Annotated in this window: 21 protein-coding genes; 8 read left to right on the top strand and 13 right to left on the bottom strand. The window is 69.4% G+C overall.

Features of this window, described 5'->3' with window-relative positions; genetic code table 11:
* The first annotated feature begins 575 nt into the window (after window positions 1-575).
* From ACWD6R_RS05925 to glgB, 4 genes are all read left to right on the top strand, one after another.
* A complete protein-coding gene (locus ACWD6R_RS05925) occupies window positions 576-2,645 on the top strand; it encodes an alpha-1,4-glucan--maltose-1-phosphate maltosyltransferase (RefSeq protein ID WP_451817593.1) in 2,070 nt (689 codons plus the stop codon).
* Window positions 2,642-4,348, top strand: coding sequence for a maltose alpha-D-glucosyltransferase (treS, locus tag ACWD6R_RS05920; RefSeq protein WP_451817592.1), 1,707 nt, complete (start codon window positions 2,642-2,644; stop codon window positions 4,346-4,348). Before ACWD6R_RS05925 ends, treS begins: the two co-directional genes overlap by 4 nt.
* A 292-nt stretch (window positions 4,349-4,640) precedes the next feature.
* Entirely contained in the window at window positions 4,641-6,044 is a 1,404-nt protein-coding gene (locus tag ACWD6R_RS05915; protein WP_451817591.1) for a maltokinase N-terminal cap-like domain-containing protein, read from the top strand.
* 99 nt (window positions 6,045-6,143) lie between these two features.
* Window positions 6,144-8,651 carry a 1,4-alpha-glucan branching enzyme gene (glgB, locus tag ACWD6R_RS05910; RefSeq protein WP_451817590.1) on the top strand — a complete coding sequence of 836 codons (2,508 nt, stop codon included), beginning with the start codon at window positions 6,144-6,146 and terminating at the stop codon, window positions 8,649-8,651.
* A 64-nt stretch (window positions 8,652-8,715) separates the two neighbouring features.
* Here glgB and ACWD6R_RS05905 read toward each other — a convergent pair whose 3' ends face one another.
* Window positions 8,716-9,609 (bottom strand): NAD(P)-dependent oxidoreductase, encoded by an 894-nt coding sequence (locus ACWD6R_RS05905; protein WP_451817589.1) that lies wholly within the window; start codon window positions 9,607-9,609, stop codon window positions 8,716-8,718.
* Window positions 9,610-9,820: 211 nt separating this feature from the next.
* Here ACWD6R_RS05905 and ACWD6R_RS05900 point away from each other — a divergent pair, with 211 nt between their 5' ends.
* The gene (locus tag ACWD6R_RS05900; protein WP_451817588.1) at window positions 9,821-10,747 is read left to right on the top strand and encodes a TIGR04222 domain-containing membrane protein; all 927 of its coding nucleotides are present in this window, start codon (window positions 9,821-9,823) and stop codon (window positions 10,745-10,747) included.
* Between the two features lie 176 nt (window positions 10,748-10,923).
* Here ACWD6R_RS05900 and ACWD6R_RS05895 read toward each other — a convergent pair whose 3' ends face one another.
* On the bottom strand, window positions 10,924-11,730 hold the full coding sequence (locus ACWD6R_RS05895) for a maleylpyruvate isomerase family mycothiol-dependent enzyme (protein ID WP_451817587.1): 807 nt from the start codon (window positions 11,728-11,730) through the stop codon (window positions 10,924-10,926).
* Window positions 11,731-12,119: 389 nt separating this feature from the next.
* Here ACWD6R_RS05895 and ACWD6R_RS05890 point away from each other — a divergent pair, with 389 nt between their 5' ends.
* Entirely contained in the window at window positions 12,120-12,347 is a 228-nt protein-coding gene (locus tag ACWD6R_RS05890; protein WP_451817586.1) for a hypothetical protein, read from the top strand.
* 57 nt (window positions 12,348-12,404) lie between these two features.
* On the opposite strand, the gene ACWD6R_RS05885 is transcribed toward ACWD6R_RS05890, so the two are convergent.
* The 10 genes from ACWD6R_RS05885 to ACWD6R_RS05840 all read right to left on the bottom strand — a co-directional run bounded on the left by ACWD6R_RS05885 (window position 12,405) and on the right by ACWD6R_RS05840 (window position 20,201).
* The gene (locus ACWD6R_RS05885; RefSeq protein ID WP_451817585.1) at window positions 12,405-12,668 is read right to left on the bottom strand and encodes a hypothetical protein; all 264 of its coding nucleotides are present in this window, start codon (window positions 12,666-12,668) and stop codon (window positions 12,405-12,407) included.
* Window positions 12,665-13,726, bottom strand: coding sequence for a formylglycine-generating enzyme family protein (locus ACWD6R_RS05880; RefSeq protein WP_451817584.1), 1,062 nt, complete (start codon window positions 13,724-13,726; stop codon window positions 12,665-12,667). Before ACWD6R_RS05880 ends, ACWD6R_RS05885 begins: the two co-directional genes overlap by 4 nt.
* 229 nt (window positions 13,727-13,955) lie before the next feature.
* Window positions 13,956-14,942: an NAD-dependent epimerase/dehydratase family protein gene (locus tag ACWD6R_RS05875; RefSeq protein ID WP_451817583.1), complete on the bottom strand. Its 987-nt coding sequence runs from the start codon at window positions 14,940-14,942 to the stop codon at window positions 13,956-13,958.
* A 396-nt stretch (window positions 14,943-15,338) separates the two neighbouring features.
* Window positions 15,339-15,737 (bottom strand): hypothetical protein, encoded by a 399-nt coding sequence (locus ACWD6R_RS05870; protein ID WP_451817582.1) that lies wholly within the window; start codon window positions 15,735-15,737, stop codon window positions 15,339-15,341.
* A gap of 378 nt (window positions 15,738-16,115) precedes the next feature.
* A complete protein-coding gene (locus tag ACWD6R_RS05865; protein ID WP_451817581.1) occupies window positions 16,116-16,823 on the bottom strand; it encodes a cation transporter in 708 nt (235 codons plus the stop codon).
* A complete protein-coding gene (locus ACWD6R_RS05860) occupies window positions 16,824-17,159 on the bottom strand; it encodes an ArsR/SmtB family transcription factor (protein WP_451817580.1) in 336 nt (111 codons plus the stop codon).
* An 87-nt stretch (window positions 17,160-17,246) separates the two neighbouring features.
* On the bottom strand, window positions 17,247-17,822 hold the full coding sequence (locus tag ACWD6R_RS05855; protein WP_451817579.1) for a hypothetical protein: 576 nt from the start codon (window positions 17,820-17,822) through the stop codon (window positions 17,247-17,249).
* 64 nt (window positions 17,823-17,886) lie between these two features.
* Window positions 17,887-18,228, bottom strand: coding sequence for a thioredoxin (gene trxA / locus ACWD6R_RS05850; RefSeq protein ID WP_451817578.1), 342 nt, complete (start codon window positions 18,226-18,228; stop codon window positions 17,887-17,889).
* A gap of 3 nt (window positions 18,229-18,231) precedes the next feature.
* A complete protein-coding gene (locus ACWD6R_RS05845) occupies window positions 18,232-18,636 on the bottom strand; it encodes a MerR family transcriptional regulator (protein WP_451817577.1) in 405 nt (134 codons plus the stop codon).
* Between the two features lie 200 nt (window positions 18,637-18,836).
* A complete protein-coding gene (locus tag ACWD6R_RS05840) occupies window positions 18,837-20,201 on the bottom strand; it encodes a cation:dicarboxylate symporter family transporter (protein WP_451817576.1) in 1,365 nt (454 codons plus the stop codon).
* Between the two features lie 130 nt (window positions 20,202-20,331).
* On the opposite strand from ACWD6R_RS05840, the gene ACWD6R_RS05835 reads away from it, so the two are divergent.
* Both ACWD6R_RS05835 and ACWD6R_RS05830 read left to right on the top strand, forming a co-directional pair.
* Entirely contained in the window at window positions 20,332-22,032 is a 1,701-nt protein-coding gene (locus ACWD6R_RS05835) for a sensor histidine kinase (RefSeq protein WP_451817575.1), read from the top strand.
* Between the two features lie 184 nt (window positions 22,033-22,216).
* Complete coding sequence (locus tag ACWD6R_RS05830; RefSeq protein WP_451817574.1) at window positions 22,217-22,891, top strand: response regulator; 675 nt, start codon at window positions 22,217-22,219, stop codon at window positions 22,889-22,891.
* Between the two features lie 157 nt (window positions 22,892-23,048).
* Here the strand turns inward: ACWD6R_RS05830 and ACWD6R_RS05825 are convergent, their stop codons facing one another.
* The gene (locus ACWD6R_RS05825) at window positions 23,049-24,074 is read right to left on the bottom strand and encodes an ATP-dependent 6-phosphofructokinase (protein ID WP_451817573.1); all 1,026 of its coding nucleotides are present in this window, start codon (window positions 24,072-24,074) and stop codon (window positions 23,049-23,051) included.
* Window positions 24,075-24,232 lie beyond the last annotated feature (158 nt).

The following is a 24,232-nucleotide window of genomic DNA, read 5'->3' as shown; positions in this document are numbered from 1 at the left end:
CCTCCGCCGCCAGCTCGTCCTTATCCCGACCTCGTGCACTCACGACAGACCATTCTGCCTCAATCGCACACCAAGATCTATCCCTGTAGTACTAGGGCATTTCGGCAACGCGGGAAGCGTGCGTGCCAGGGCGTGGCCGCCCGATCAGAGGTCACCCGACAGGCTCTGAGGGCGGTCTCCGCGAGCCTCCGCACACAGGGCGGAGCCCGGCGCATTCAGACCTTCACCGCTACGGCCGAGTAGTTAACAAACCACCGGATTGGCCCCCCGACAACCGTGGGAAGACTTCTGCGGTACACAGCCCGAATGCAGTTCATCTGCGATCCGGCAGCGGTTCGTATGCAGTCCGTACGCGTCCGGTGCGCGTCCGGTACTCACCCGCGCACCACACCCGCGCCCCAGCCATTCGAGTGCCATTCGAGTGAATGCGGACAGGAGCGGCCATGCTCACACCCCATCAGCCGTCAACGGAGCAGCTAGAAAGGACGGACCCCCACAGTCGCGGCGTACGCACTCATCTCTCCACGCCCGCACCGCGCCCCGTGCAGCCCGAGCTCCAGTCCCCAGGTGATTCCATGATCGGTCGCATTCCCGTCCTCGACGTCCGTCCTCTCGTCGATTGCGGCAGAAGGCCCGCCAAGGCCGTTGCCGGTGAGACCTTCCAGGTCACGGCCACCGTCTTCGGTGAGGGGCATGAGGCGGTTGCCGCCAATGCCGTGCTGCGGGATCCGAGCGGCCGCCCGGGTCCGTGGACGCCGATGCGTGAGCTCGCTCCCGGCACCGACCGCTGGGGCGCCGATGTCACGCCGGACTCCGAGGGGCACTGGACGTACACCGTCGAGGCCTGGAGCGATCCGGTGACCACCTGGCGCCAGCATGCACAGATCAAGATCCCTGCGGGGATCGACACCGGGCTCGTCCTGGCGGAGGGCGCCGAGCTGTACGAGCGGGCCGCCGGGGGCGTACCGAAACAGGACGGGCGTGAGGCGGTGCTGGCCGCGGCCGATGCGTTGCGCGACGAGTCACGGCCGGCCGCCGCGCGGCTCGCCGCCGCGCTCGCCCCCGAGGCCACCGCCGCGCTCGCCCGCCATCCTCTGCGCGAACTGGTGACCGCGGCCCGACCGCTCCCCCTCGTCGTCGAGCGCCGACGGGCCCTGTTCGGTTCCTGGTACGAACTGTTCCCGCGGTCGGAGGGCGCCAGGTTCGAGCCGGCCGAGCCGGCGAAGGCGAGCAAGGCCACGCGAAAGGGCCGGACGGGGAAGGCGGCGGACCATCTGCAGGGGCAGGGGCACCGGGGCAGGGTTGTCAGCGGCACGTTCCGTACTGCTGCCGAGCGGCTTCCCGCGGTCGCCGCCATGGGGTTCGACGTCGTCTATCTGCCGCCCATCCACCCCATCGGGACCACTCATCGCAAGGGCCCGAACAACTCGTTGTCCCCCGGCGCCCACGACGTGGGGGTGCCGTGGGCGATCGGTTCGGCCGAGGGCGGTCACGATGCCGTCCACCCCGAACTCGGCACGCTCGACGACTTCGACCACTTCGTCGAAACCGCCCGCACCCTCCGCATGGAGATCGCGCTGGACTTCGCGCTCCAGTGCTCTCCCGACCATCCGTGGGTGGAGAAACATCCCGAGTGGTTCCGCCACCGCCCGGACGGCACCATCGCGTACGCGGAGAACCCGCCCAAGAAGTACCAGGACATCTATCCGATCGCCTTCGACAAGGATCTGCGGGGGCTGGTCGCGGAGACCGTCCGCATCCTGCGGTTCTGGATGGACCACGGCGTACGGATCTTCCGCGTCGACAATCCGCACACCAAGCCGGTGATCTTCTGGGAGAAGGTGATCGCCGACATCAACCGCACCGACCCCGATGTGATCTTCCTGGCCGAGGCGTTCACCCGCCCCGCGATGATGCATGCGCTCGCCACGGTCGGTTTCCAGCAGTCGTACACGTACTTCACCTGGCGCAATACCAGGCAGGAGCTCACGGAGTACGTCACCGAGCTGGCCGGTGAAGCAGCCTCCTCCATGCGGCCCAACTTCTTCGTGAACACCCCGGACATCCTGCCGGGCCATCTCCAGGACGGCGGACGCCCGGCCTTCGAGGCGCGGGCCGTGCTCGCCGCGACACTCTCGCCGTCCTGGGGTGTGTACGCGGGGTACGAGCTGTGCGAGAACACCCCGGTGCGGGCGGGCAGCGAGGAGTACCTGAACTCGGAGAAGTACGAAATCCGGCCCAGGGACTGGGAGTCGGCGGAACGCGAGGGCCGTTCCCTGGCTCCGCTCATCACCTCGCTCAACCGGATCAGGCGCCGTCATCCCGCACTGCAGCAGCTGCGCGACGTGCACTTCCACGCCGCCGACAACGACGCGCTGATCGTTTACAGCAAGCGCTCGGGTTCGAACATCGTTCTGGTGGTCGTCAACCTCGACCCTCACCACACCCAGGAGGCCACGGTCTCGTTGGACATGCCGCAACTCGGCCTCGACTGGCACGAGACCGTGCCGGTGCGCGACGAGCTCACCGGCCACACCTATCACTGGGGCAGGACCTTCTATGTGCGTCTGGAGCCGGGCGTCACGCCCGCGCACATCGTCGTCCTGCGACCGTCCCCGCCGACCGGAGGGTCACCCACACCATGATTGTCAATGAGCCTGTCCACGACAAGTTCGAGGACACCCCGGCCAAGGACCGCGATCCCGACTGGTTCAAACGCGCCGTCTTCTACGAGGTCCTCGTCCGGTCCTTCCAGGACTCCAACGGCGACGGCATCGGCGATCTCAAAGGCCTCACCGCCAAGTTGGACTATCTGCAGTGGCTGGGCGTGGACTGCCTCTGGCTGCCGCCGTTCTTCAAGTCGCCCCTGCGCGACGGCGGATACGACGTCTCCGACTACACCGCCGTGCTCCCGGAGTTCGGTGATCTCGCCGACTTCGTGGAGTTCGTCGATGCCGCGCACCATCGCGGGATGCGCGTGATCATCGACTTCGTCATGAACCACACGAGCGATCAGCACGACTGGTTCCAGCAGTCGCGCAGCGATCCCGACGGGCCGTACGGCGACTACTACGTCTGGGCCGACGACGACAAGCAGTTCCCGGACGCGCGGATCATCTTCGTCGACACGGAGACGTCCAACTGGACCTTCGACCCGGTGCGCAAGCAGTACTACTGGCATCGGTTCTTCTCCCACCAGCCGGATCTCAACTACGAGAACCCGGCGGTGCAGGAGGAGATCATCTCCGCCCTCCGGTTCTGGCTGGATCTCGGTATCGACGGCTTCCGCGTCGACGCCGTGCCGTATCTGTACCAGCGGGAGGGCACCAACTGCGAGAACCTGCCGGAGACCCACGAGTTCCTCAAGCGGGTGCGCAAGGAGATCGACGCGCACTACCCGGACACCGTGCTGCTCGCCGAGGCCAATCAGTGGCCGGAAGACGTGGTCGACTACTTCGGTGACTTCCCGGCCGGCGGCGACGAGTGCCATATGGCGTTCCACTTCCCGGTGATGCCGCGCATCTTCATGGCCGTGCGCCGCGAGAGCCGCTATCCGGTCTCGGAAGTCCTGGCGAAGACCCCGGCGATTCCCTCCGGTTGCCAGTGGGGCATCTTCCTGCGCAACCACGACGAGCTCACGCTCGAGATGGTCACGGACGAAGAGCGCGACTACATGTACGCGGAGTACGCCAAGGATCCGCGGATGCGGGCCAACATCGGCATCCGGCGGCGTCTCGCGTCCCTCCTGGACAACGACCGCAACCAGATCGAGCTGTTCACAGCTCTGCTCCTGTCGCTGCCGGGTTCCCCGATTCTGTACTACGGGGACGAGATCGGGATGGGCGACAACATCTGGCTGGGCGACCGGGATGCCGTACGCACCCCGATGCAGTGGACGCCCGACCGGAACGCGGGATTCTCCTCCAGCGATCCGGGGCGGCTCTACCTCCCCACGATCATGGACCCGGTCTACGGCTACCAGGTGACCAACGTCGAGGCGGCGATGGCCTCGCCGTCGTCGCTGCTGCACTGGACACGGCGGATGATCGAGATCCGTAAGCAGAATCGGGCCTTCGGTCTCGGGTCGTACAACGAACTGCCGTCCTCGAACCCCGCGGTGCTCGCCTTCACCCGTGAGTACAAGGATGATCTCGTGCTGTGCGTGCACAACTTCTCGCGGTTCGCGCAGCCGACGGAGCTCGATCTGCGGACGTTCAACGGGCGTCATCCGGTGGAGCTGATCGGCGGGGTGCGCTTCCCCGCCATCGGTCAGTGGCCCTACCTGCTGACTCTCGCCGGGCACGGGTTCTACTGGTTCAGGTTGCGGAAGGACGCGCCGCCGATCTGATGCGGCGCCGCTTTCGCGCATACCCAGCGGGGCGGTTTCCGCCGCCCCGCACGGGGCAATCTCCCCCACATCGAGCTCTTCAGGGCTTCTCTCCCCGAATTCGCCAAAGCACTTCGGAGTCCGTCGGAGTCCGTCGGGGGCCTCAGGGGGCTTCCGGGGTTCTTGGAGCCCTGCACGTCGAGTCCGTACGGACCATCCTGACCCGACACGTCCCGCACAGCCGGACAGCTATTGCCGCAATCCGGGACACTCTTCGCATCCTGTGGTGTGCCCGGGGAAAGGACGCGATGCCATGTCGAAGGCTGCATCCACTCGGGTCGCCCTCGCCAACAGCACAGCACTACTCCCGTCACTCGCCCCACTGCTGCATGAGTGGCTGCCTCGGCAGCGGTGGTTCGCAGGCAAGGGACAGCCGGTCACGGCTTTCTCCCTTGTCTCCGCGACCGAAATACTGCCGGTGGATGCCGAATCCGCAGGGAGCAGCGCCGGCAACGGGCCCGGGCTGCTCCATCTGCTGGTCCGGGTCCATCAGCCGTCCATGCCGGCCTCGCCCGACGACTGCTACCAGATGCTGCTCGGAGTCCGGGCCACGCTGCCACCATGGCTCGCCCCCGCCCTCATCGGCCATGTGAAGGGAGGTCCACTGGCCGGTCTGGCGGTCTACGAGGGGCTGCACGATCCGCGGCTCGCCGAACTTCTGCTGGAACGGTTGCGCACCCCCGGCACCCTCGGCCCCCTCCGTTTCGACCGGGGCGCCGCCCCCATCCCCGCCGGGCTCACCCCGCGGGTGCTCGACACGGAGCAGTCCAACTCCTCGCTCGTCTACGGCAACGCCTACATCCTGAAGATCTTCCGCAGGGTCTTCCCGGGGACCAATCCCGATCTGGAACTGCCGCTCGCCCTCTCCCGGGAGGGCTGCGGCCGGGTGCCGGAACCCGTCGCCTGGTTCGAGGCGACAGCATCGGAGCCGCTCACCCTCGGCGTTCTCCAGCCCTTCCTGCGGGGCGCGAAGGACGGCTGGCAACTTGCGCTACGGGCACTGGCCACGGGCCATGACTTCACCCGTGAGGCCCGCGCACTCGGACGCGCCACCGCCGAGGTGCACACGGCACTCGCCACCGCGCTGCCGACGCCCGTGCTGCGCCGCTCCCAGACCGAGCATCTCGCCGCCGGGATGATGGAGCGGCTGGAGGCGGCTGCCCACGCGGTACCGGCGCTGGTGCCGTATGTTCCCGGGCTGCGTACCGCGTTCGACGCCGTTGCCGCACTGGGCCACAGGGGCCGTAGCTGGGCCGCGCAGCGCGTGCACGGCGATCTGCATCTCGGCCAGACCCTGCGCGCGGCCGACGGCTTCTGGTCACTGATCGACTTCGAGGGCGAACCGGCGCGGCCCCTTCTGGAACGCCGCCGTCCGCAGCCTCCGGTGCGCGACATCGCGGGCATGCTCCGTTCCTTCGACTACGCGGCCCGCTCCCACCGGCCCTGGAACGCCGAGTGGGCGGCACACTGCCGGACTGCCTACTGCGACGGGTACGCGCAGGCCGCGGGCGTCGATCCGCGCAGCGAACCGGAGTTGTTGCGGGCCCATGAGACGGACAAGGCGGTGTACGAGGTGGTGTACGAGGCCCGGCACCGGCCCGACTGGCTGCCGGTGCCGATGGCCGCCATCCAACGTCTCGCCGCCGCCGTCGACTGATGCGCCGCACGCCGCCCGGTTTCGGCCACGGCGGCGTTCCCCCGCCCGTCACGCCCCGCCCGCCCCGATTCACCCACACCCCCCGAGGAGGCAGTCCCTGTGACCGCCCGCAAGCCGTCCAGCAACGCGCCCGATCCCACCGTGGCCGCGTCGCCCCCGCCGACGCCCGTCGAGCCCGCGCCCCCGGAGCCCGCCGCGACACCCGCAACCGCCGTGACTCCAGTCGCCGCCGCGGCCGCCGCGACCCCAGCAACGCAAGAAGCGACTCCGGCCCCCGCGGCACCATCAGCGCCTGCGGGCCCCTCGGCCGGAGCGGCTTCCCCCGCCAAGCGGAAGAAGGGGGCGGAGAAGCGGACCGCTGCCGCACCGCCCCCTCCCCGGCGCGCCGGCGGCGGTGGCCGCGGGGTCCGGCCGGTGCGTGACCTCGACGACGGCGACCGCGGGCGGCTGCTCGCCGGTGAGCATCACGCACCGCACGATCTGCTCGGCGCGCACATGGTCCGCGGCGGTGTGGCGCTCCGGGTGCTGCGTCCGTACGCGCATTCCGTGACCGTGCTCGCCAAGGGGCTGCGGGCGGAGCTTCACGACGACGGCGACGGGCTGTTCTCCGGGCTGCTGCCGATGCCCGCCGTCCCCGAGTACCAGCTCCTGGTCGGCTACGAGGACAACGAGATCGAGGTCCAGGATCCGTACCGATTCCTGCCCGCGCTCGGCGATCTCGATCTGCATCTGATCGGTGAGGGGCGGCACGAGGAGCTGTGGACGGCCCTCGGCGCACAGCCCATGGAACACCAGGGGGTCACGGGAACACGGTTCACCGTCTGGGCGCCCAATGCCCGCGGGGTCCGCGTCGTCGGGGACTTCAACTACTGGGACGGCACGGGCTTCCCGATGCGCTCGCTCGGTTCGACCGGGGTCTGGGAGTTGTTCCTTCCCGCGATCGGGGAGGGCGCGCTCTACAAGTTCGACATCTGCCGACCGGACGGTTCCCACACGGTGCGCGCCGACCCGATGGCCCGCCATGCCGAGGTCCCGCCCGCCACTGCCTCGATCGTGACGGCCTCGCACCATGAGTGGCGGGATCAGGAGTGGATGGCGCACCGCGGGGACGTACCCGTGCACGAGGCGCCGTTCTCGGTGTACGAGGTGCATCTTCCGTCCTGGCGCCCTGGTCTCACATACCGCCGGCTCGCCGAGCAACTCCCTTCCTACGTAAGGGATCTGGGGTTCACACATGTGGAGCTGATGCCGGTCTCCGAGCATCCGTTCGGCGGCTCCTGGGGCTATCAGGTCACCGGTTTCTTCGCCCCGACCTCGCGGATGGGATCGCCGGACGACTTCCGGTATCTCGTCGACGCACTGCATCGGGCCGGCATCGGCGTCATCGTCGACTGGGTGCCCGCGCACTTCCCGCGGGACGACTGGGCACTTGCCGAGTTCGACGGCCGTCCGCTGTACGAGCACTCGGACCCGTCCCGGGCCGCGCACCCCGACTGGGGCACGCTCGAATTCGACTTCGGCCGCACGGAGGTGCGCAACTTCCTGGTCGCCAACGCCACGTACTGGTGCGAGGAGTTCCACATCGACGGGCTGCGGGTCGATGCCGTCGCCTCGATGCTCTACCTGGACTACTCGCGCGAGAACGGGGACTGGGCTCCGAACGAGCACGGTGGCCGGGAGAATCTGGATGCCGTCTCCTTCCTCCAGGAGATGAACGCCACGGTCTACCGGCGCAATCCGGGCGTCGTCACCATCGCCGAGGAGTCCACGGCCTGGGACGGCGTCACGCGCGCCACGCATCATGTCGGCCCAGGCGGTTTCGGCGGACTCGGTTTCGGGCTGAAGTGGAACATGGGCTGGATGCACGACTCCCTGGAGTACGTGGCGAAGGAGCCGGTGCACCGCAAGTACCACCACAACGAGATGACGTTCTCGATGGTGTACGCGTACAGCGAGAACTACGTGCTGCCGATCTCGCACGACGAGGTCGTGCACGGCAAGCGGGCACTGGTCAGCAAGATGCCCGGCGACTGGTGGCAGCAGCGCGCCAATCACCGGGCGTACCTCGGCTTCATGTGGGCCCACCCGGGCAAGCAACTCCTCTTCATGGGGCAGGAGTTCGCCCAGGGCGCGGAATGGTCCGAGGGGCACGGCCCCGACTGGTGGCTGCTCGACCCGTCGTACGCGGCGGAGAGCGACCACCGGGGCGTACGCACCCTGGTCGGCGATCTGAACACGGTGTACGGCAGCACTCCCGCGCTCTGGCAGCGCGACACGGTGCCGGAGGGCTTCGCCTGGGTGGTCGGCGACGCGGCCGAGGACAACGTCTTCGCCTTCCTGCGTTACGACGCGCACGGAGCGCCGCTCCTCGCCGTCTGCAACTTCTCCCCGGTGGTGCGCCACGACTACCGGATCGGGGTCCCGGACGTCCTCGGTGCTCCGGTGGCATGGGCAGAGGTCATCAACACGGACAGGGCCCGGTACGGCGGCAGCGACGTACACAGCGCCGGGCCGCTGAAGCCCGAATCGGTGGGCGCGCACTCCAGGCCGAGCAGCATTCTTCTGACCCTGCCGCCGCTGGCGACGGTCTGGCTGCAGCCGGTGTGAGGTTGCCGCCGGGCTCGCGGGGGCCGATGTCCCGCGAGCCCGGCGCAGTCGCCGACGGGATCCCTCAGCCGCCGAGTGCCTCGACCGTGCTGGCCCAGGAGTCGGCGCCATGCCCCTGTGCGATCGCGCGGTCGGAGACGGACTTGATCGCCTGGAGCTGCGACGTGTCCAGTCCCTTGTCACGAGCGGCGTGCAGAAGGTGGTCGACACCGGCGGTCATCATGGCGAGGTTGGCACCCACGCCGTCGTACTTCCGCGCGTCGATGTCGGCCGCCGTCCCGGTCACGATCGGCGGCAGGATGCTCACGATGGTCTGCAGATACGGGGCAAGGGCGGCAGCGGGGATGTTCTCGGCCCTGGCCAGCGCGAAGGCGTGGACCAGTCCCGCCATGCTTCCGTAGAAGAAGTCCAGCATCGCCATGTCGTACGCGGCGGCGAGGGCGTGGTCCTGGCCCAGGAACGGGGCGTTGGCACCGAGCGCCTTGAGCACGGTGCCGTATGTGTCATACGCCGACTGCGAGCCTGCGTAGAAGATCAGCGCACCCGGGCTGCCGATCACCTCGATCGGCACCATGATCGCGCCCTCCAGGTAGTCGAGGGAGTGCGCGTCCGCCCAGGCGGCGGCAGCACGGGCGCGGTCCGGGGTGTCCGAGGTGAGATTGACCAGGACGCGCCCGGCGAGCGCGTCCGTCAGCGGGGCCAGGATCGTGTGCGCCGCGTCGTGGTCGACGACACAGACGACCACCAACTCGCTCGCACGTACCGCGTCTTCGGCCGATGGCGCGCGGACCGCGCCCCGGGCGACGATCCCCTCACCCTTGTCGGTGGAACGGTTCCAGACGGTGGTGGGATGGCCGGCGTCCAGAAAGGCGCCGGCGAGTGCCCGGCCCATCGCGCCCAGGCCGATCACTGTGACGGGGGCAGGCGCAGGCGTGGATGTACTCGCAGAAGGGGTCATGCGCATCATGCTCATCGCCGTGACCCGGGCCCACAAGAACCGACTTTCATGTCGGATACGCACCGGAAGGTAAGCAGGAGCTCCCGGAGAAAGTGGGAGAAAGCTCAGAACAAGCTCTGATATCAGGCTTGTTCGGGTTGGGCGGGCGTCAGGTGGAGATATCCTTCTCATACGCACATTCGTCCGGATCACGTCCGGATCGGGGGCTGCCATGTGGACCACGCTCATGCTCATCGACTCCGCGGCGGCGCTGCTCACCGCCGCCTCCTGCCTGGCCCTGTCCGGGCGGCGACTGCTGCCGTGGCGGCGCCGGGAGCGCGCTTCCGAGCTCGGCCCGTACGATGCGGCTTTCCTCGCGGGCGGGCCCGAGCGGGTGGTGGAGGCGGCGCTCCATACCCTGTGGGGCAGTGACAACAACGTCGTGATCGGGTCGGGTGGGCGGCTGCGGTTGCCCGAGCCCTGGACGGAACCCGAGCATCCGGTGGAGCGAGCCGTGGTCGAAAAATGGCGGACCGCGGGCTCCACGACCCCGACGCTGCTGCGGGTACGGGCGGTGCGGGCCGGGGCCGTACGTGAGATCGGCGACTGGCTCGTCTCGTGCGGTCTCCTCATGCCCCCGCCCCGCGCCCGGGCCCGGCTGTTCGCCGCACGGGTCCTGGTCGCCGTGGTGTGCGGCACGGCGGTCCTGGCCGCCTTCGCCGTCCCTCACGGGCTGCGGCAGACGGCTCCTTACCTCGTGGTGGGCGTCTTCTCTCTGGCCGTGCGCGTGCTGTGTCCCGCGCGCGACCCCCTGAATCCGGCGGGACGCCGTCGCCTCGCAGCGCTCCGCACGAGCGAGCCATGGGCCGCGGCGGCTCTCGGGGCCGTGGTGTTCGACGGGCGGGGAGGGCTGCCGGGCGAGCGACGGCACTCTCGGCGGTGGGACGGGGGCGGGGGGCGACTGCCGTCGGTGGGACGGATGCTGGTCAAGTACGGGAAGGCGCTGGATTCGGACTCCGACCAGAACCCGGACAGCTACGGGAGCGACAGCGGCCACGGGTCAGGCGGCTCCCATGACTCGCACGGCTCCTCGTACGACGGAGGGGGGCACCACCACAGCTGCGGCGGTGGCAGCAGCTGCGGTGGCGGGAACTACTGAGCGTTGCGGCTCACACCTTCTCGAACACGTCCTCCAGCTCCTGGAGGAGCCTGCGCTTGGGCCGGGCACCCCAGCGAGGTTGTCGTCATGCCGAAACAGGTACACCATGCGGCGGTTCCGCGTGCCGGTGAGACCACCATCGCCTCGGGGCGTACGAGGTGGCGCATCGTCACGTCCTACTCATCCGGATCCCAGGCGCTGAGCTGGTAGAAGAGACGTCGGTCGTCCTCGAGCTGCAGGGAGTCGATCGGGATACGGTCGTACAGGACGAGGACCAGCTCACTGGCCGTGCCCCGGGCGGAGGCGTCGGCCGCGTCCGGGCCCTGGCCGGCAGCGGTGGCGGGCATGGTGCCGGGCGCGGGGAGACGGGCGGTCCGTGCGCCGTCGGCGGAGAGCCAGAGGCGCCAGGAGCGGCCCTCGGTGGCGTGGAAGTCGACGGCAGCGGCCTCGTGCGGCCAGGCGGCCGTCGTAGCGACGCAGGTGGACAGGAACTCGTCGACACCGTCGAGTGCCGCCTCGTCCGGCAGCGGCTGCGGGGTACCCAGGGTGATCTGGGCGTCGTAGGTGTGCACCGCGACTTCCTGGACCTGGTGCCGGGCGACGGCACCGGAGGTCTGCGGCGACTGCGACGTACCCCACCACGTCCAGCAACCGCGATCCGGGCCGGCCTCGCGCAGCGCGCCCAGTAGCTGCTGCGTCGATGCGGCTGACCAGGCCAGCAGGGCCTCGCGCTCACGAGGCGCAGCCTCGACGCCCTCCGACACGGACTTGGCCGGGGGAGCGGCAGCTGGGCCGGCGTTGACGGCGGCGGCCCAGCTGCGGTGCACCGCACCCAGGTGCTGCACCAGATCGAGCAGCGTCCAGTCGGGGCAGGTCGGCACCTTCAGGTCGAGGCCGGGCGCGGACATGACCGCGGCGCGGAAGGCGATCGACCGTTCGTCGATCAGCTGCAGCAGAACGGGGAACTCCAGAGTCTTTTCCACACCGGTTTCTACCACCGTGCTCCGACTACCGGAATCGATTTTTCACAGCCGCCGCTGCGGGCGCGCGGCACGGGCCGCAGGGCCCTCGGATGACGCGGTGTCCTGCTCCGATCGGGCGAGCCTTGGAAGCAAGGGCATCGCTCACGGATGTCGGGCCCAGACTCGGTGGACCGTCACCTGATGCCAGTGACACCAGCTCCGGCCAGGGACCTCATGAGCTCTGGTTCCACTATGCGTGGCCAGGTTCCACCTATCGTTGGGACGTAGCCCAAACGCCCAAGCCATCAGCGCCGCCCACCCCCGGATACCCCTCGCCCGCTTATCTGGCCCTGGCCCAACTCGGGCGCTCAGAGCCCCGTCTGGCCCTGTCAGCAGCCGACTGTGCGGCCTTGGAGGAACGGGCCGCCGAATGGCTGACCCGGGGCGCGACCCCGGCCTACCTCCTCCAGGCCCTGACCGCGGGGCTCCCCGAAGAGATCAACTCGCCCCGGGGTTTCGTCCTCCGTCGGCTCAACGACAAGATTCCTCCCCTGTCACCCACCACCCCCGCCACAACCACCACGCCGACAGCCCACCGCGCGATGATGGAGTGCACCGAATGCGGTCCACGGGGATGACAACCGTCAGTTCCTGGCGCACACCGGTGACTGTTTCGAGTGAGGGCGACGCGGAGGTCATCGGTAGAACTCCGAAGGGTCGGGCTGGTCGAGACGGATGACAAACTCCGCCCGGTCGGGGCTCTCGGCCGAGATGTGGAAACGGACACGCTCTCCTGTGCGGATGGTTCGGAAGCCTTCGGTCACGATCTGCCGGTAATCGAAGCCGTAGTACCGCTGGTCCTCGTCGTCTCGGACGATGTAGGAGCCGAGGGTGCCATTCACTCCCCCACCACTCGATCGCCTGTCGACAATGGTTCCGTGTCGTGACTCACCGCTCATGCCACGGTCTCCTCTGTGTCAGTGATGTCCTCCACACATCGGAAGCCGACCGCGTTGCTCCCCCCACGCTTCCGGTAGAGACCCTTGCTGCTTGCCTGTACCGCGCGCATCGGGTTGTCGTAGCTGCCGCCGCAGATGACGGCCTCACCGGAATCGTCGAGGCTGGTGGACGTCCATTCCCAGCAGTTGCCCACCATGTCGGCCATACCGAACGGAGACCGGTTGCCTGGACGTTCGTCCGCAGGTGTTACCCACGCCCGGCGCACGGCATCCTCCGCAAAGTCTTCGTACCACGCCTGGTAGGTAACAACGGGGTGCCCGACCCACGAGTCAGCGCAGTTGACCGAACGGTCGTCGGGCTCGTCGCCCCAAGGGAAAAGGCGGCCGTCCGTACCACGCGCGGCGGCTTCCCACTCCAGGGAAGTCGGCAGTCTCTTGCCCTCGAAGCCAGCGAAGGCATACGCGCTCCACCAGTTGACGCAGACGGCCGGGTAGGAGTCGTAGAGCGCGTCGTCGTAGTAATGGGGCTCGCGCAGCCGGTCGGTCCATGGATGGTGCGTAACGTGGGCGGGCTGCTCGGGATGGTCCCAGGGCGAGGTGCCGTCACCGTTGAGTGCTTCGAGGAAGCGGCGGTAGCGCGCCACGGTTACGGCGTGGCGGTCGAAGCGCACGGATCGCGGGACTCGGCGGAGCAGCAGCCGTTCCGCCGGGCCGACCAGATACGTCCCGGCGGGCAGTACACAGTCGTCGGTGGCGGAGTTGCTGGGGAGCCCGGCGAGGAAGGCCCGCACCTGCTCGGTGAGGAAGGTGCCACCCGGTCGTTGCGCTGCCGTGTCCCGGTTACGTGCTTCGGTGAGATACCGCGCAGCCAGCAGTTCCTGGTACGCGCTGTGCACGAAGGCAACGTGATCAGGTCCTGCCGGGCGCAATAGGGGCGAGAGCACACAGGCGTCGAACTCAAGGCGTCCGTCGGTGAACGCGGCTGCCCCGAGAGACCGGTGCAGTTCGAGGACGGAGAACACGGTCTGGTCGGCGAGAAAGGCCTGACCGAAGCACACGGTCAGGAACGGTGCAGGCCCGCCAACTCAAGCGCTTATCCGCCAAGTGGAGTGCTCAGTCACACCTGTTGTGACTGAGCCCCACAGTTGGCCACTGAGCGCCTCATCTGGCCATTCTCGCGCTCAGTACGCACCCTCCGCCTACCAGACCTGAGCGCCGCGCCTGATTGGGCGCGGCGCTCAGGTCTTCGTCACCCCGTTCCGGTTGCGCGCATGCTCCCGTACCTCCTTACCCCAATGCTTCCAGCAGTTCGCGCTCGCGCTCGCTGCTGAGGCCGGCCCGGCGGGGCCGGTCCAGACCCTGCTCCCGCTCCCAACGCAGGGTGTCCACCAGCAGCTCCGCTCGGGGCCGGTGCCGTAGGCCGGCCCCGCTGGCCGCAGAACCATTGCGGGCGCTGAAGCCGGCCCAGTCCGGGTCGGCCATCCACATCGCGATCGACTCCGGGCCCATGAACTGACCCACCTTCTGCCCGAGCAGCCAGTCGGCGTCGGCCTCCACCACCAGCCCTGTGTGCCCGCCGATCTCCCTTGACAGTGCGACCCACTCTCCGAAGGGCACGATTGGGCCAACCGCGTTGTACGTTCCGGTCGTCCTCTTCTCCCCACAGTCGAGCAGCCATGCCGCGAGGTCCCGCGCGTCGACCACCTGCGTCGTGATGCCCGGGGAAGCCGGCACCAGCAGCGGCGCCAGCGGCTCGCGGGCCGCGCGGCCGATCCAGTACCCGGTGCGGCAGCTGTGGTCACCTGGGCCGCCGATCAGTCCCGCCCGCGCGATGAGGAGCCGGTCGCCCACCGCGGCCGTCGCGGCCTCCTCACAGGCCACCTTGGCCTCCCCGTACTCCTCGCGGTCGACCTCGTCCCGCTCGGCAGCCGGAAGCAGTTCCGCCGACTCATCCGCGTCCGGCCGCGCATGCGAGGCATACGCGCTGACCGACGACACGTACGACCAATGGCCCGCCTGCCCGCCGAGCGTCGCCAGTGCCCCGCGGACGAAGCCTGGCTGCCACGACACCTCCACCACGGCGTCCCAATCCCGGCCCGCCAGGCTTTCGTACGCCGACGGGTCGCGCCTGTCCGCGGCGACCAGCGCCGCACCCTCGGCCACTTCGCCACTCTCCCCGCGAGCCAGGCAGGTCACCCGATGCCCGCGTTCCAGTGCCTGCCGCGAGACCTCGCGGCCCACCCACGCCGTTCCGCCCAACACTAAGATCTCCATCAGCTCACTCAAACACGGACTGTGAGCCTGCATGCCCCTGCTTCGCCGAGGGCGTAGCGGTCCGCAACGAGCCAGCGGGGCGCCTTCCCGACCGATTACACCCGTCAGACGCTGTGGCCAACTGTGATACACAAGTGGCCACCTGAAGCGCTCAGTCACACCTGTTGTGACCGAGCACGCTACTTGGCCAATGCGCGCTTCAGTTGGCCAATTGAGCACGATATTTTCGCAAGTTAGTGGCCTGCCTTGTGCAGGGCAGCGCGGCGCCGACCGGACTGCGTCGTGCCCGCACGACGGAGGCAGGGCGTCTGCGCGGGTCGTGCCGCACGGCCTGATGGGATCTGTGAGCACCGGATCCCGGTGACGCGACCCAGAACGCCACCGGGACCCACCCCATCAGCTCAGGCGACGGGCCAGCAGCCGCGGCGGCAGGTGAAACTCCACGCTGGGCTGCCGGGAGCTGTCGTATGGCGCCAGGTTGCGGGCCGCCCATCCCTCCGCTGCTCGCACTACCGACGTGGGGGCGCCGGCTCGCAGAGGCAAAACCGAGAGGAACATCCACGCGGCCAGCCTGGTCTCGCCGTGGACCTTGTCGTTCAAGTGCTCGTACAGGCGCGCGGCGACCGCGTCACCGCGGGTGCGGGTGACACTGCCGACGTAACGGCAGGTTCCGTGCCCGTCCCACACCACATACACAGCGGCAGGCGCGACGACCCGGGCACGGACGATGTGGGGGCGCGCGGCGCAGGTGTATGCCTGCAGCGTCTCCTCGTCGACCTGCCCGTTGGACAGCATGGCTGGCGAGAGTAGCGGCTGGAGCAACGTGGCCGCGCCGAGCAGGGGCCGGCGAATGGAGAGGGGGAGCATCTGTCGGTAAGCCCGGCTATCCGAAAGTTGCGGAAATGCCTCTGGGCTATCGGGCTGCGGAGCCAACCTGCTTGATGGTTGCGAGTCGTTCGACCATGCCGAGGCACGACCGTTCGCGTCGGGTGATCGTGACGCCGGTGTCGCGGACCAAGTGCAGGGGATGGCGCAGCTAGTGGTCGCTGGCGAGCTTGACCGGGAGAGGGCCGAGGAGGCGCTGCCCCATGCGGACGGCGAAGTGGTGGCTGACGATGTGGTCGATCGGCAGGAGGGGCCGCCCGGGTTGAGGACCCGACATATTTCTGCGGCTCAGCAGCAGTCACAGCCCGCAGCACAACCGCACTGGTCCGCCTCGGACTTGACCGCGGTGGGCCCGAGTGGGGCCGGGGCGCAGCATCCCTTGCCCTGCCAGGCGTCTCGGCCTTCCTTCGCGGCGATGACCGCAATGACGAGGGCGGCGATCGGGTCGGCCCGGGACCAGCCGAGGGCGAGGTTGGCGAGCAGGCCGACGAGCAGCACGGCGGACAGGTAGGTGCACAGCAGCGTCTGCTTGGAGTCGGCCACGGCCGACGCCGAGCCCAGCTCCCGTCCGGCCTTGCGCTGGGCGGCGGACAGGAACGGCATGATGGCCAGCGAGAGTGCGGCCAGGACGATGCCGGGGACGGAGTGATCGGCTTCGCCGGTGCCGGTCACGGCTCGTACGGAGTCGACGGTGACGTACAGGGCGAGTGCGAAGAAGGACACCGCGATGATCCGCAGCGTGGTCTTCTCCCGCGCTTCGCGGACGGCGTGGTCGGTGGCGGAGAACTGCCACGCGACGGCAGCAGCCGAGGAGACCTCGATGACGGAGTCCAGGCCGAAGCCGATCAGGGCGGTCGAGGAAGCGATCGTGCCCGCAGTGATCGCGACGATCGCTTCGATCACGTTGTAGGCGATGGTCGCCGAGACCAGGAACCGTATTCGGCGGGTGAGTGCGTCGCGTCGGGCGGGGCTGGGACCGAGGGGTATCGCGGTCATTCAGCAGCAGCCCTTCTCGTCGGCGTCCGCGCAGGTGCGGCCCGCGGCGATGGCTACGACAGCGGCGCGGAGATCGTCCAGGGCATGGCCCAGGCGATCGTCGGCGAGTTCGTAGCGGGTGCGTCGACCGTCGGGGACCGTGACGACCAGGCCGCAGTCGCGCAGGCAGGCAAGGTGGTTCGACAGGCGTGTGCGCGAGATCTCCAAGGCGTCGGCGAGATCGGCGGGGTAGGCCGGGGCCTCGCGCAGCGCGAGCAGGATGCGGCAGCGGATCGGGTCGGCGAGGGCGCGCCCGAACCGCGCCAGGACCTCAATGTCGGAAGCAAGAGTCAGCACACCCCGATAGTACATAGAAGGCTGAATTCAGGAAAGCTTGGATTCTCGGGTGGGTCGGATCGTCAGGCTGCGGGCCGTGCGGACCGGTCAGCGGCGGACGACGTCGGCGGCGTACTCGGGGCTGAATCCCTGGCTTTCCCTCTGCCACAGGTCGGCGGTGTTCTGGTGGAACCCCAGCAGCCGGCTGACGACGACGGCGGGCAGCTCGGCGGCGATGTCCATCAGCGCGGTATGGCGGGCGGCGCGGGGGCGGATACCGATTTCCTTGAGCCGGTGGCTCAGGTGGGCTGCGGCCAGCGGTCGCCCGGCGTAGCCACCGGGAAGCAGCCAAGGCGGCTCTTGGGTAAGCAGGGTGGCGCTGTGACCGCGCCGACGTCTCACGAGACGGCGTACCAGCTCGTCCAGAGGGAAGGGCATGTCGGCGGGGACCCTGCCCAGCCGCACGGTGACCTTGTCACCGGTGTCGGTGACGTGCCCGGTGGTCAGCTGGGTGATGCGGCTTGGTTGTTGTGCGAAGAGGAGAACGAGCAGACCGGCGGTGCGGACGACATCGTCGAGGCCCTCGTCGTGGGCGAGACGCCGCACCAGGTCCCAGCGCAGGTCCTGGGCGATGACCTCGGCGCTGAACTCCGAGGTGTGGAAGGGAAGTCGAGCGCCTGGCACGGTTCGAGCAGGCGCGGGCCGGAAAGCGAAGGCCGGGCGCCGTTCAACGGGCCCGGCCTCCGGCTCACACCTTCTCGAACACGTCCTCCAGCTCCTGGAGGAGCCTGCGCTTGGGCCGGGCACCCACCATCGACTTCACCGGTTCGCCGGACCGGAACACCATCAGCGTCGGCATCGACAGCACCCCGTACCGGCTCGTGATCCCGGGGTTGTGGTCGACATCGAGCTGGACGACCTTGATGCGGTCCGCCTCCTCGGCGGCGATGGCGCTGAGCACGGGGGCAAGCTGGCGGCACGGTCCGCACCAGTCGGCGGTGAACTCGACCAGCACGGGGAGCTCGGCCCCCAGCACCTCTCCGTCGAAGGTGGCGTCGGTGACCTCGGCCACGCCCTCTGCATGAATCATCTGTCATCCTCCCAGTTCACAAAGTGGTTCCGGGCCGCCAGGAAGCTCGGCCTCGGCCTCCAGCTCAGCCCTCGCGAGTTCGGCGCCCACCTGGGCGCGGACCGTTCGGAGCTGCTCGATGAGCGAGTCGAGCTCGCCGAGCTTGCGCCGGTAGACGGCGAGCGAGGCGGGGCAGGCATCACCGGCCGGGTGGCCGGCGCGCAGGCACTCGACGAACGGCCGGGTCTCCTCCAGATCGAACCCGAAGTCCTGCAGGGTCCGTATCTGCTGCAGCAGGCGCAGATCGTCCTCGTCGTACGTGCGGTACCCGTTCACGGCCCGCCGCGCAGGCAGCAGTCCGCGTGACTCGTAGTAACGCAGAGTCCGCGTCGTCGTCCCGGCCCGCTCGGCCAGCTCCCCGATTCGCATGTGCCGACGGTAATCCTTGACGCGGACGTCAAGGCAAGCCCGGAACTCCCCGTCTCCGCTGCGCAGGTGACGGACGGAGCTCGCCGCCGCGTTCGTCCTGCTCGCCGTCGGCTGCGCCGTGTCGTCGACAACGCGGGAGCAGAAAAGGGGCGAGGCCGGTACGGACGTTCCCGTACCGGCCCCGCGTCGTGCGCGCGTGACTAGACCTTCGCCGTCACGTGCGCCGTATCGCCGTCCCTGGGCTCCGGAATATCCGGAGCGCCGTGCGGGTCGTCCTGGTTGAGTGTCCGCTCATCGAACGGGATGGAGCCGGACAGCACCTGGTCGACCCGCTCCTTGTCGATCTCCTTGGTCCAGGTGCCGACCAGCACCGTGGCGACCGCGTTGCCCGCGAAGTTCGTCAGGGCGCGCGCCTCGCTCATGAAGCGGTCGATGCCGACGATCAGACCGACCCCGTCGACCAGTCCGGGACGGTGGGACTGCAGACCGCCGGCCAGCGTGGCCAGCCCCGCGCCGGTGACGCCGGCCGCGCCCTTCGAGGCGACGATCATGAAGAGCAGGAGAGAGAGCTGCTCCCCTGCGCTCAGGGGGTCGCCCATCGCGTTGGCGATGAAGAGCGAGGACATCGTCAGATAGATGGCGGTGCCGTCGAGGTTGAACGAGTAGCCGGTCGGCACGGTGATGCCCGCAACGGACTTGCTGACGCCCAGGTGCTCCATCTTCGCGATGAGCCGCGGCAGCGCGGACTCCGACGACGAGGTGGAGAGGATCAGCAGGAACTCGCGGCCCAGGTACTTCAGCAGGAGCAGAAGGTTCACCCCGGCAACCAGCCGCAGGATCGTGCCGAGCACCACGAAGACGAAGAGCGCACAGGTGATGTAGAAGCCGACCATGATGATGGCGAGGGACTTCAGCGCATCGACACCGGTCTCGCCGACCACGGCCGCCATCGCACCGAAGGCACCAACCGGGGCCGCCCACATGATCATGGCAAGGATGCGGAAGACGAGCCGCTGGATGTGACCGATGCCGCGCAGGACCGGTTCGCCCGCCGAGCCCATGGCCTGCAGCGCGAAGCCGGCGAGCAGGGCGATCAGCAGGGTCTGGAGGACCTCGCCCTCGGTGAAGGCCGAGATCATCGTCGTCGGGATGATGCCCAGCAGGAAGTCCGTGGTGGACTCGCTCGCGCCCGCCGCCTGCTTCTCCCCGGCGGCGCGCACCGCTTCGGTGAGGTGGAGGCCCTGACCGGGCTCCAGGATGTTGCCGACGATCAGGCCGATACCGAGGGCCACGGTCGACATGACCAGGAAGTAGCCGAGGGCGAGCCCGCCGACCGCGCCGACCTTGGCGGCCTTGCGGACCGAGCCGACGCCCAGCACGATCGTGCAGAAGATGATCGGCGAGATCATCATCTTGATGAGGTTCACGAAGCCGGTACCGATCGGCTTGAGCTCCACGGCGAACCCGGGGGCCACGAAGCCCACCAGGATGCCGAGCGCCACAGCGCCGATCACGGCGAGATACAGATAATGCGTACGGTCCCGCCTGGCGGCTGGCACTCCCACAGGGTTCTCCTCGGCTCGTCCCGATCCGTCCCCCGTCCCTGGGGGTCTCGGCGAATATCCCGCCCCCTGTGAGGGCGGTCACCCTTACGTGCATTTCGTTCACATGTTTTCGGCCAGGCACACTGTGGCCATGCGTATCCCCCGTACCCGTCCGCGCAGCCTGGCCGGTCAGCTCTTCGCCATGCAGGTGGTGCTGGTGGCGGCCGTGGTGGCCGGATACGCCTTCTTCGCGTACGCCTCCGGGAGGGCACAGGCGGAGGAGACCGCGGTCCGGCAGGTCCGGGCGGCGGCGCTGGCGGTGGCGGATTCTCCGTCGGTACGGGAGGCGATCCGCACCCCCGACCCGTCCGCCGTGCTGCAGCCGTACGCGGAGAAGGTCCGCAGGGACACCGGGATCGCCTTCGTCACGATCATGGGCCCGGACATGGTCCGCTGGACGCATCCCGACACCGGCCGGATCGGCGGGAAGTTCCTCGGGCACACCGAGCAGGCGCTGCGCGGCGAGACGTTCACGGAGACGTACACCGGCACACTCGGCCCGTCGATCCGGGTCGTCACCCCGGTCCGGGACGGCGGCAGGATCACCGGTCTGGTCAGCGCCGGCATCACGGTCGAGCGGGTCTCCTCGCAGGTGCGGGCTCAGCTCGATGCGCTGGGGCTGGCGGCGGGCGGGGCGCTCGCGCTCGGCGGCGTCGGTACGTATGTGATCAACGCCCGGCTGCGGCGCCACACGCACGGCATGAACGCCGCCGAGCTGAGCCGGATGCACGACTACCACCAGGCCACGCTGCACGCGGTGCGCGAGGGGCTGTTGATGCTCGACGGGCGGCGCAGGATCGCGCTGATCAACGACGCGGGCCGGGAGCTGCTCGGGCTGCCGCCGGGTGCGGTCGGGCGCCGGGTCGCCGATCTGGAGCTCCCGCCGCCGCTGACCGGGGCGCTGCTAGCCTCCGAGGAGCGGGTCGACGAGCTGCATCTGACGGCGGACCGGGTGATCGTGGTCAACACCCGCCCGGTGGTGGGCGGCGAGCAGCGCGGCACGGTCGTGACCCTGCGCGACCACACAGAACTTCAGGCACTGTCCGGCGAGTTGGACTCGGAGCGGGGCTTCACCCAGGCGCTGCGCTCGCAGGCGCACGAGGCGGCGAACCGGTTGCACACGGTCGTCTCGCTGATCGAGCTGGGCCGGGCGGAGGAGGCGGTCGGCTTCGCGACGGCGGAGCTGGAGCTGGCCCAGGCCCTCACCGACCGGGTCGTCGGCGCCGTCGCCGAGCCGGTGCTGGCGGCCCTGCTGCTGGGCAAGGCGGCGCAGGCGAACGAGCGGGGGGTGGAGCTGGTGCTCGCGGACGACAGCCTGATCGACGACGGGGCACTTCCCGAGACGTTGTCGCCGCGCGATCTGGTGACGATCCTCGGCAATCTGATCGACAACGCGGTGGATGCGGCGTCCGAGGCGGCGACGGGCCCGTCCCCCTCCGGGGGCGTTCCCGGTCAGCGGGGTCCTGCGGCGGGCCGCCCGGTCCGTGCCCGGGTCACCGTGACCGCGCTCGCCGATGGCGGCGAGCTGCTGCTGCGGGTCGCCGACACCGGCTCCGGGGTCGATCCCGGTGACGCCGCCCAGGTGTTCCACCGCGGCTGGTCGACGCACGGCGCCGGTCGCGGGCTCGGTCTGGCGCTCGTGCAGCAGGCCGTGCACCGGGGCGGGGGGACGGTCACCCTGAGCGGGGGCCCGGACGGCGGTGCGGAGTTCACCGTACGACTGCCGCTGTCGCCCGCGCCCACGCCGTCCGCGCACGCCTCTAAGACCGACCGGCAATGGGGGGGCGGGTGAAGGAGCGGGGCTGGGGTGCGCGCATCGCAAGGCGGAGGATTGAGCCATGGCGAATGGGGCCTCCCCTGCTCGAGCGAAGCCGAGAGCTCGGGGAACATGGTGATGGACGACAACGCCGCGAGGTGCGTGCCCCAGCCCCGTGACGCCGCCCCCCAATTGCCGGTCGGTCTAAGGAGCCCACCCCATGATCCAGGTGCTGGTCGTCGAGGACGATCCCGTGGCCGCCGACGCCCATCAGCTGTACGTGGGCCGGGTCCCCGGCTTCACCGTGGCCGCGGTCGCTCATTCGCGTGCGGAGGCGGTACGGGCGCTGGACCGTACCCCCATCGATCTGCTGCTCCTGGACCTGTATCTGCCCGACGGGCACGGTCTGCAGCTGCTGCGTTCGCTGCGCGCGGCCGGGCACGCGGCGGATGTCATCGCCGTGACGTCGGCGCGTGATCTGGCGGTGGTCCGGGAGGGGGTGTCGCTCGGTGTCGTCCAGTACGTGCTGAAGCCGTTCACCTTCGCCACTCTGCGCGACCGCCTCGTCCGCTACGCCGAGTTCCGTGCGGCGGCCGGCGAGGCGAGCGGGCAGGACGAGGTGGACCGGGCGCTCGGCGCGCTGCGGGCGCCGCAGCCGGTCCGGCTGCCCAAGGGGCTGAGCGGCCCGACGCTGGAGGCGGTGACGCGTGCGCTGCGGGCCTCCCCGGACGGGGTGACGGCAGCGGCCGCCGGGGTGGAGCTGGGCATCTCGCGGATCACCGCCCGCCGCTATCTGGAGCATCTGGTGTCGACGGGGCGCGCCGTTCGCAGCCCCCAGTACGGGCAGATCGGACGGCCGGAACTGCACTACCGGTGGGTGGCCGAGACTCGCTGACGGTTCCTGCCTCCGTACGTTCCACGCGCACCTCTCAGTGCCGGCGTACGGACTCTTCGTACAGCTCGACCCGGTCGACACGATGTACGGGGCGGCGCTCTTCCCTCGAACGCCGGACGGGCTGGGCGTCACCGGCCCGTCCGGTGCCCGGAACCGGTCAGAACACCGACTCGGCCTCGCACATCCGGTCCTTCGGTACCGTCTTCAGCTGCGTGATCGCGTCCGCGAGCGGGACCATCATGATGTCGTTGCCGTGCAGCGCCGTCATCCGGCCGAAGTCGCCCCGGTGCGCCGCCTCGACCGCGTGCCAGCCGAAGCGGGTGGCGAGCACCCGGTCGTACGCGGTCGGCGTGCCGCCGCGCTGGACGTGGCCGAGAATGACCGGCCTGGCTTCCTTGCCGAGCCTGGTCTCCAGCTCGATCGCGAGCCGGTTGCCGATGCCCTGGAAGCGCTCGTGGCCGTACTGGTCGATCTCGCCCTTGGCGTACGGCATCGAGCCCTCGGCCGGGTGCGCGCCCTCGGCCACGCAGATGACCGCGAACTTCTTGCCGCGTGCGAAGCGTTCCTCGACCATCTTGACCAGGTCCGCGACCTCGAACGGCCGCTCGGGCAGACAGATGCCGTGCGCACCGCCCGCCATGCCGGACTCCAGCGCGATCCAGCCCGCGTGCCGGCCCATCACCTCGACGACCATGACCCGCTGGTGCGATTCGGCCGTGGTCTTGAGACGGTCTATGGCTTCGGTGGCGACGCCCACCGCCGTGTCGAAGCCGAACGTGCGATCGGTGGACGAGATGTCGTTGTCGATGGTCTTCGGGACGCCGACGACGGGCATTCCGGCGTCCGACAGCATCCGGGCCGCGGTGAGGGTGCCCTCGCCGCCGATCGGGATCAGCACGTCGATGCCGTAACGGCGGCTGAGCTCGTCACAGTTCTCGGCCGCTTCGCGGAGCCGGTCGCGCTCCAGCCGGGCCGAGCCGAGGATGGTGCCGCCGCGGGCGAGGATGCCGCTGACCGCGTTGAGGTCGAGGGGGCGGAAGTGACCGTCGAGGAGTCCCTTGAACCCGTCCTCGAAGCCGATGACTTCATCGCCATGACCCACCACGGCGCGGTGCACGACCGACCGGATCACTGCGTTCAGGCCCGGGCAATCGCCGCCTGCGGTGAGAACTCCGATGCGCATCGTGCTGTATCTCCTGCTCGCTAGTGCCGTGCATTCCGGGGGCGACTGCAGAATCCCCCGTACCGTGAGCCACAACGATTGTCCCACGTCAGGTCTGGACCTCGCGCTTCCGACTCTTCCACCGGCACCGCACCGGACGGAGTGCCGGGCGCGACGGA

This window comes from Streptomyces sp. NPDC005151 (genome assembly GCF_053599875.1).
The sequence above is the reverse complement of the archived record's forward strand: the minus strand, read 5'-3'. Positions and strand labels throughout refer to the sequence as shown.

Coding starts and splice junctions, on each gene's coding strand:
- ACWD6R_RS05925 (WP_451817593.1), top strand. CDS start 576: ATGATCGGTCGCATTCCCGTCCTCGACGTCCGTCCTCTCGTCGATTGC.
- treS (WP_451817592.1), top strand. CDS start 2,642: ATGATTGTCAATGAGCCTGTCCACGACAAGTTCGAGGACACCCCGGCC.
- ACWD6R_RS05915 (WP_451817591.1), top strand. CDS start 4,641: ATGTCGAAGGCTGCATCCACTCGGGTCGCCCTCGCCAACAGCACAGCA.
- ACWD6R_RS05905 (WP_451817589.1), bottom strand. CDS start 9,609: ATGACCCCTTCTGCGAGTACATCCACGCCTGCGCCTGCCCCCGTCACA.
- ACWD6R_RS05900 (WP_451817588.1), top strand. CDS start 9,821: ATGTGGACCACGCTCATGCTCATCGACTCCGCGGCGGCGCTGCTCACC.
- ACWD6R_RS05885 (WP_451817585.1), bottom strand. CDS start 12,668: ATGAGCGGTGAGTCACGACACGGAACCATTGTCGACAGGCGATCGAGT.
- ACWD6R_RS05875 (WP_451817583.1), bottom strand. CDS start 14,942: ATGGAGATCTTAGTGTTGGGCGGAACGGCGTGGGTGGGCCGCGAGGTC.
- ACWD6R_RS05870 (WP_451817582.1), bottom strand. CDS start 15,737: ATGCTGTCCAACGGGCAGGTCGACGAGGAGACGCTGCAGGCATACACC.
- ACWD6R_RS05865 (WP_451817581.1), bottom strand. CDS start 16,823: ATGACCGCGATACCCCTCGGTCCCAGCCCCGCCCGACGCGACGCACTC.
- trxA (WP_451817578.1), bottom strand. CDS start 18,228: ATGATTCATGCAGAGGGCGTGGCCGAGGTCACCGACGCCACCTTCGAC.
- ACWD6R_RS05845 (WP_451817577.1), bottom strand. CDS start 18,636: ATGCGAATCGGGGAGCTGGCCGAGCGGGCCGGGACGACGACGCGGACT.
- ACWD6R_RS05835 (WP_451817575.1), top strand. CDS start 20,332: ATGCGTATCCCCCGTACCCGTCCGCGCAGCCTGGCCGGTCAGCTCTTC.
- ACWD6R_RS05830 (WP_451817574.1), top strand. CDS start 22,217: ATGATCCAGGTGCTGGTCGTCGAGGACGATCCCGTGGCCGCCGACGCC.
- ACWD6R_RS05825 (WP_451817573.1), bottom strand. CDS start 24,074: ATGCGCATCGGAGTTCTCACCGCAGGCGGCGATTGCCCGGGCCTGAAC.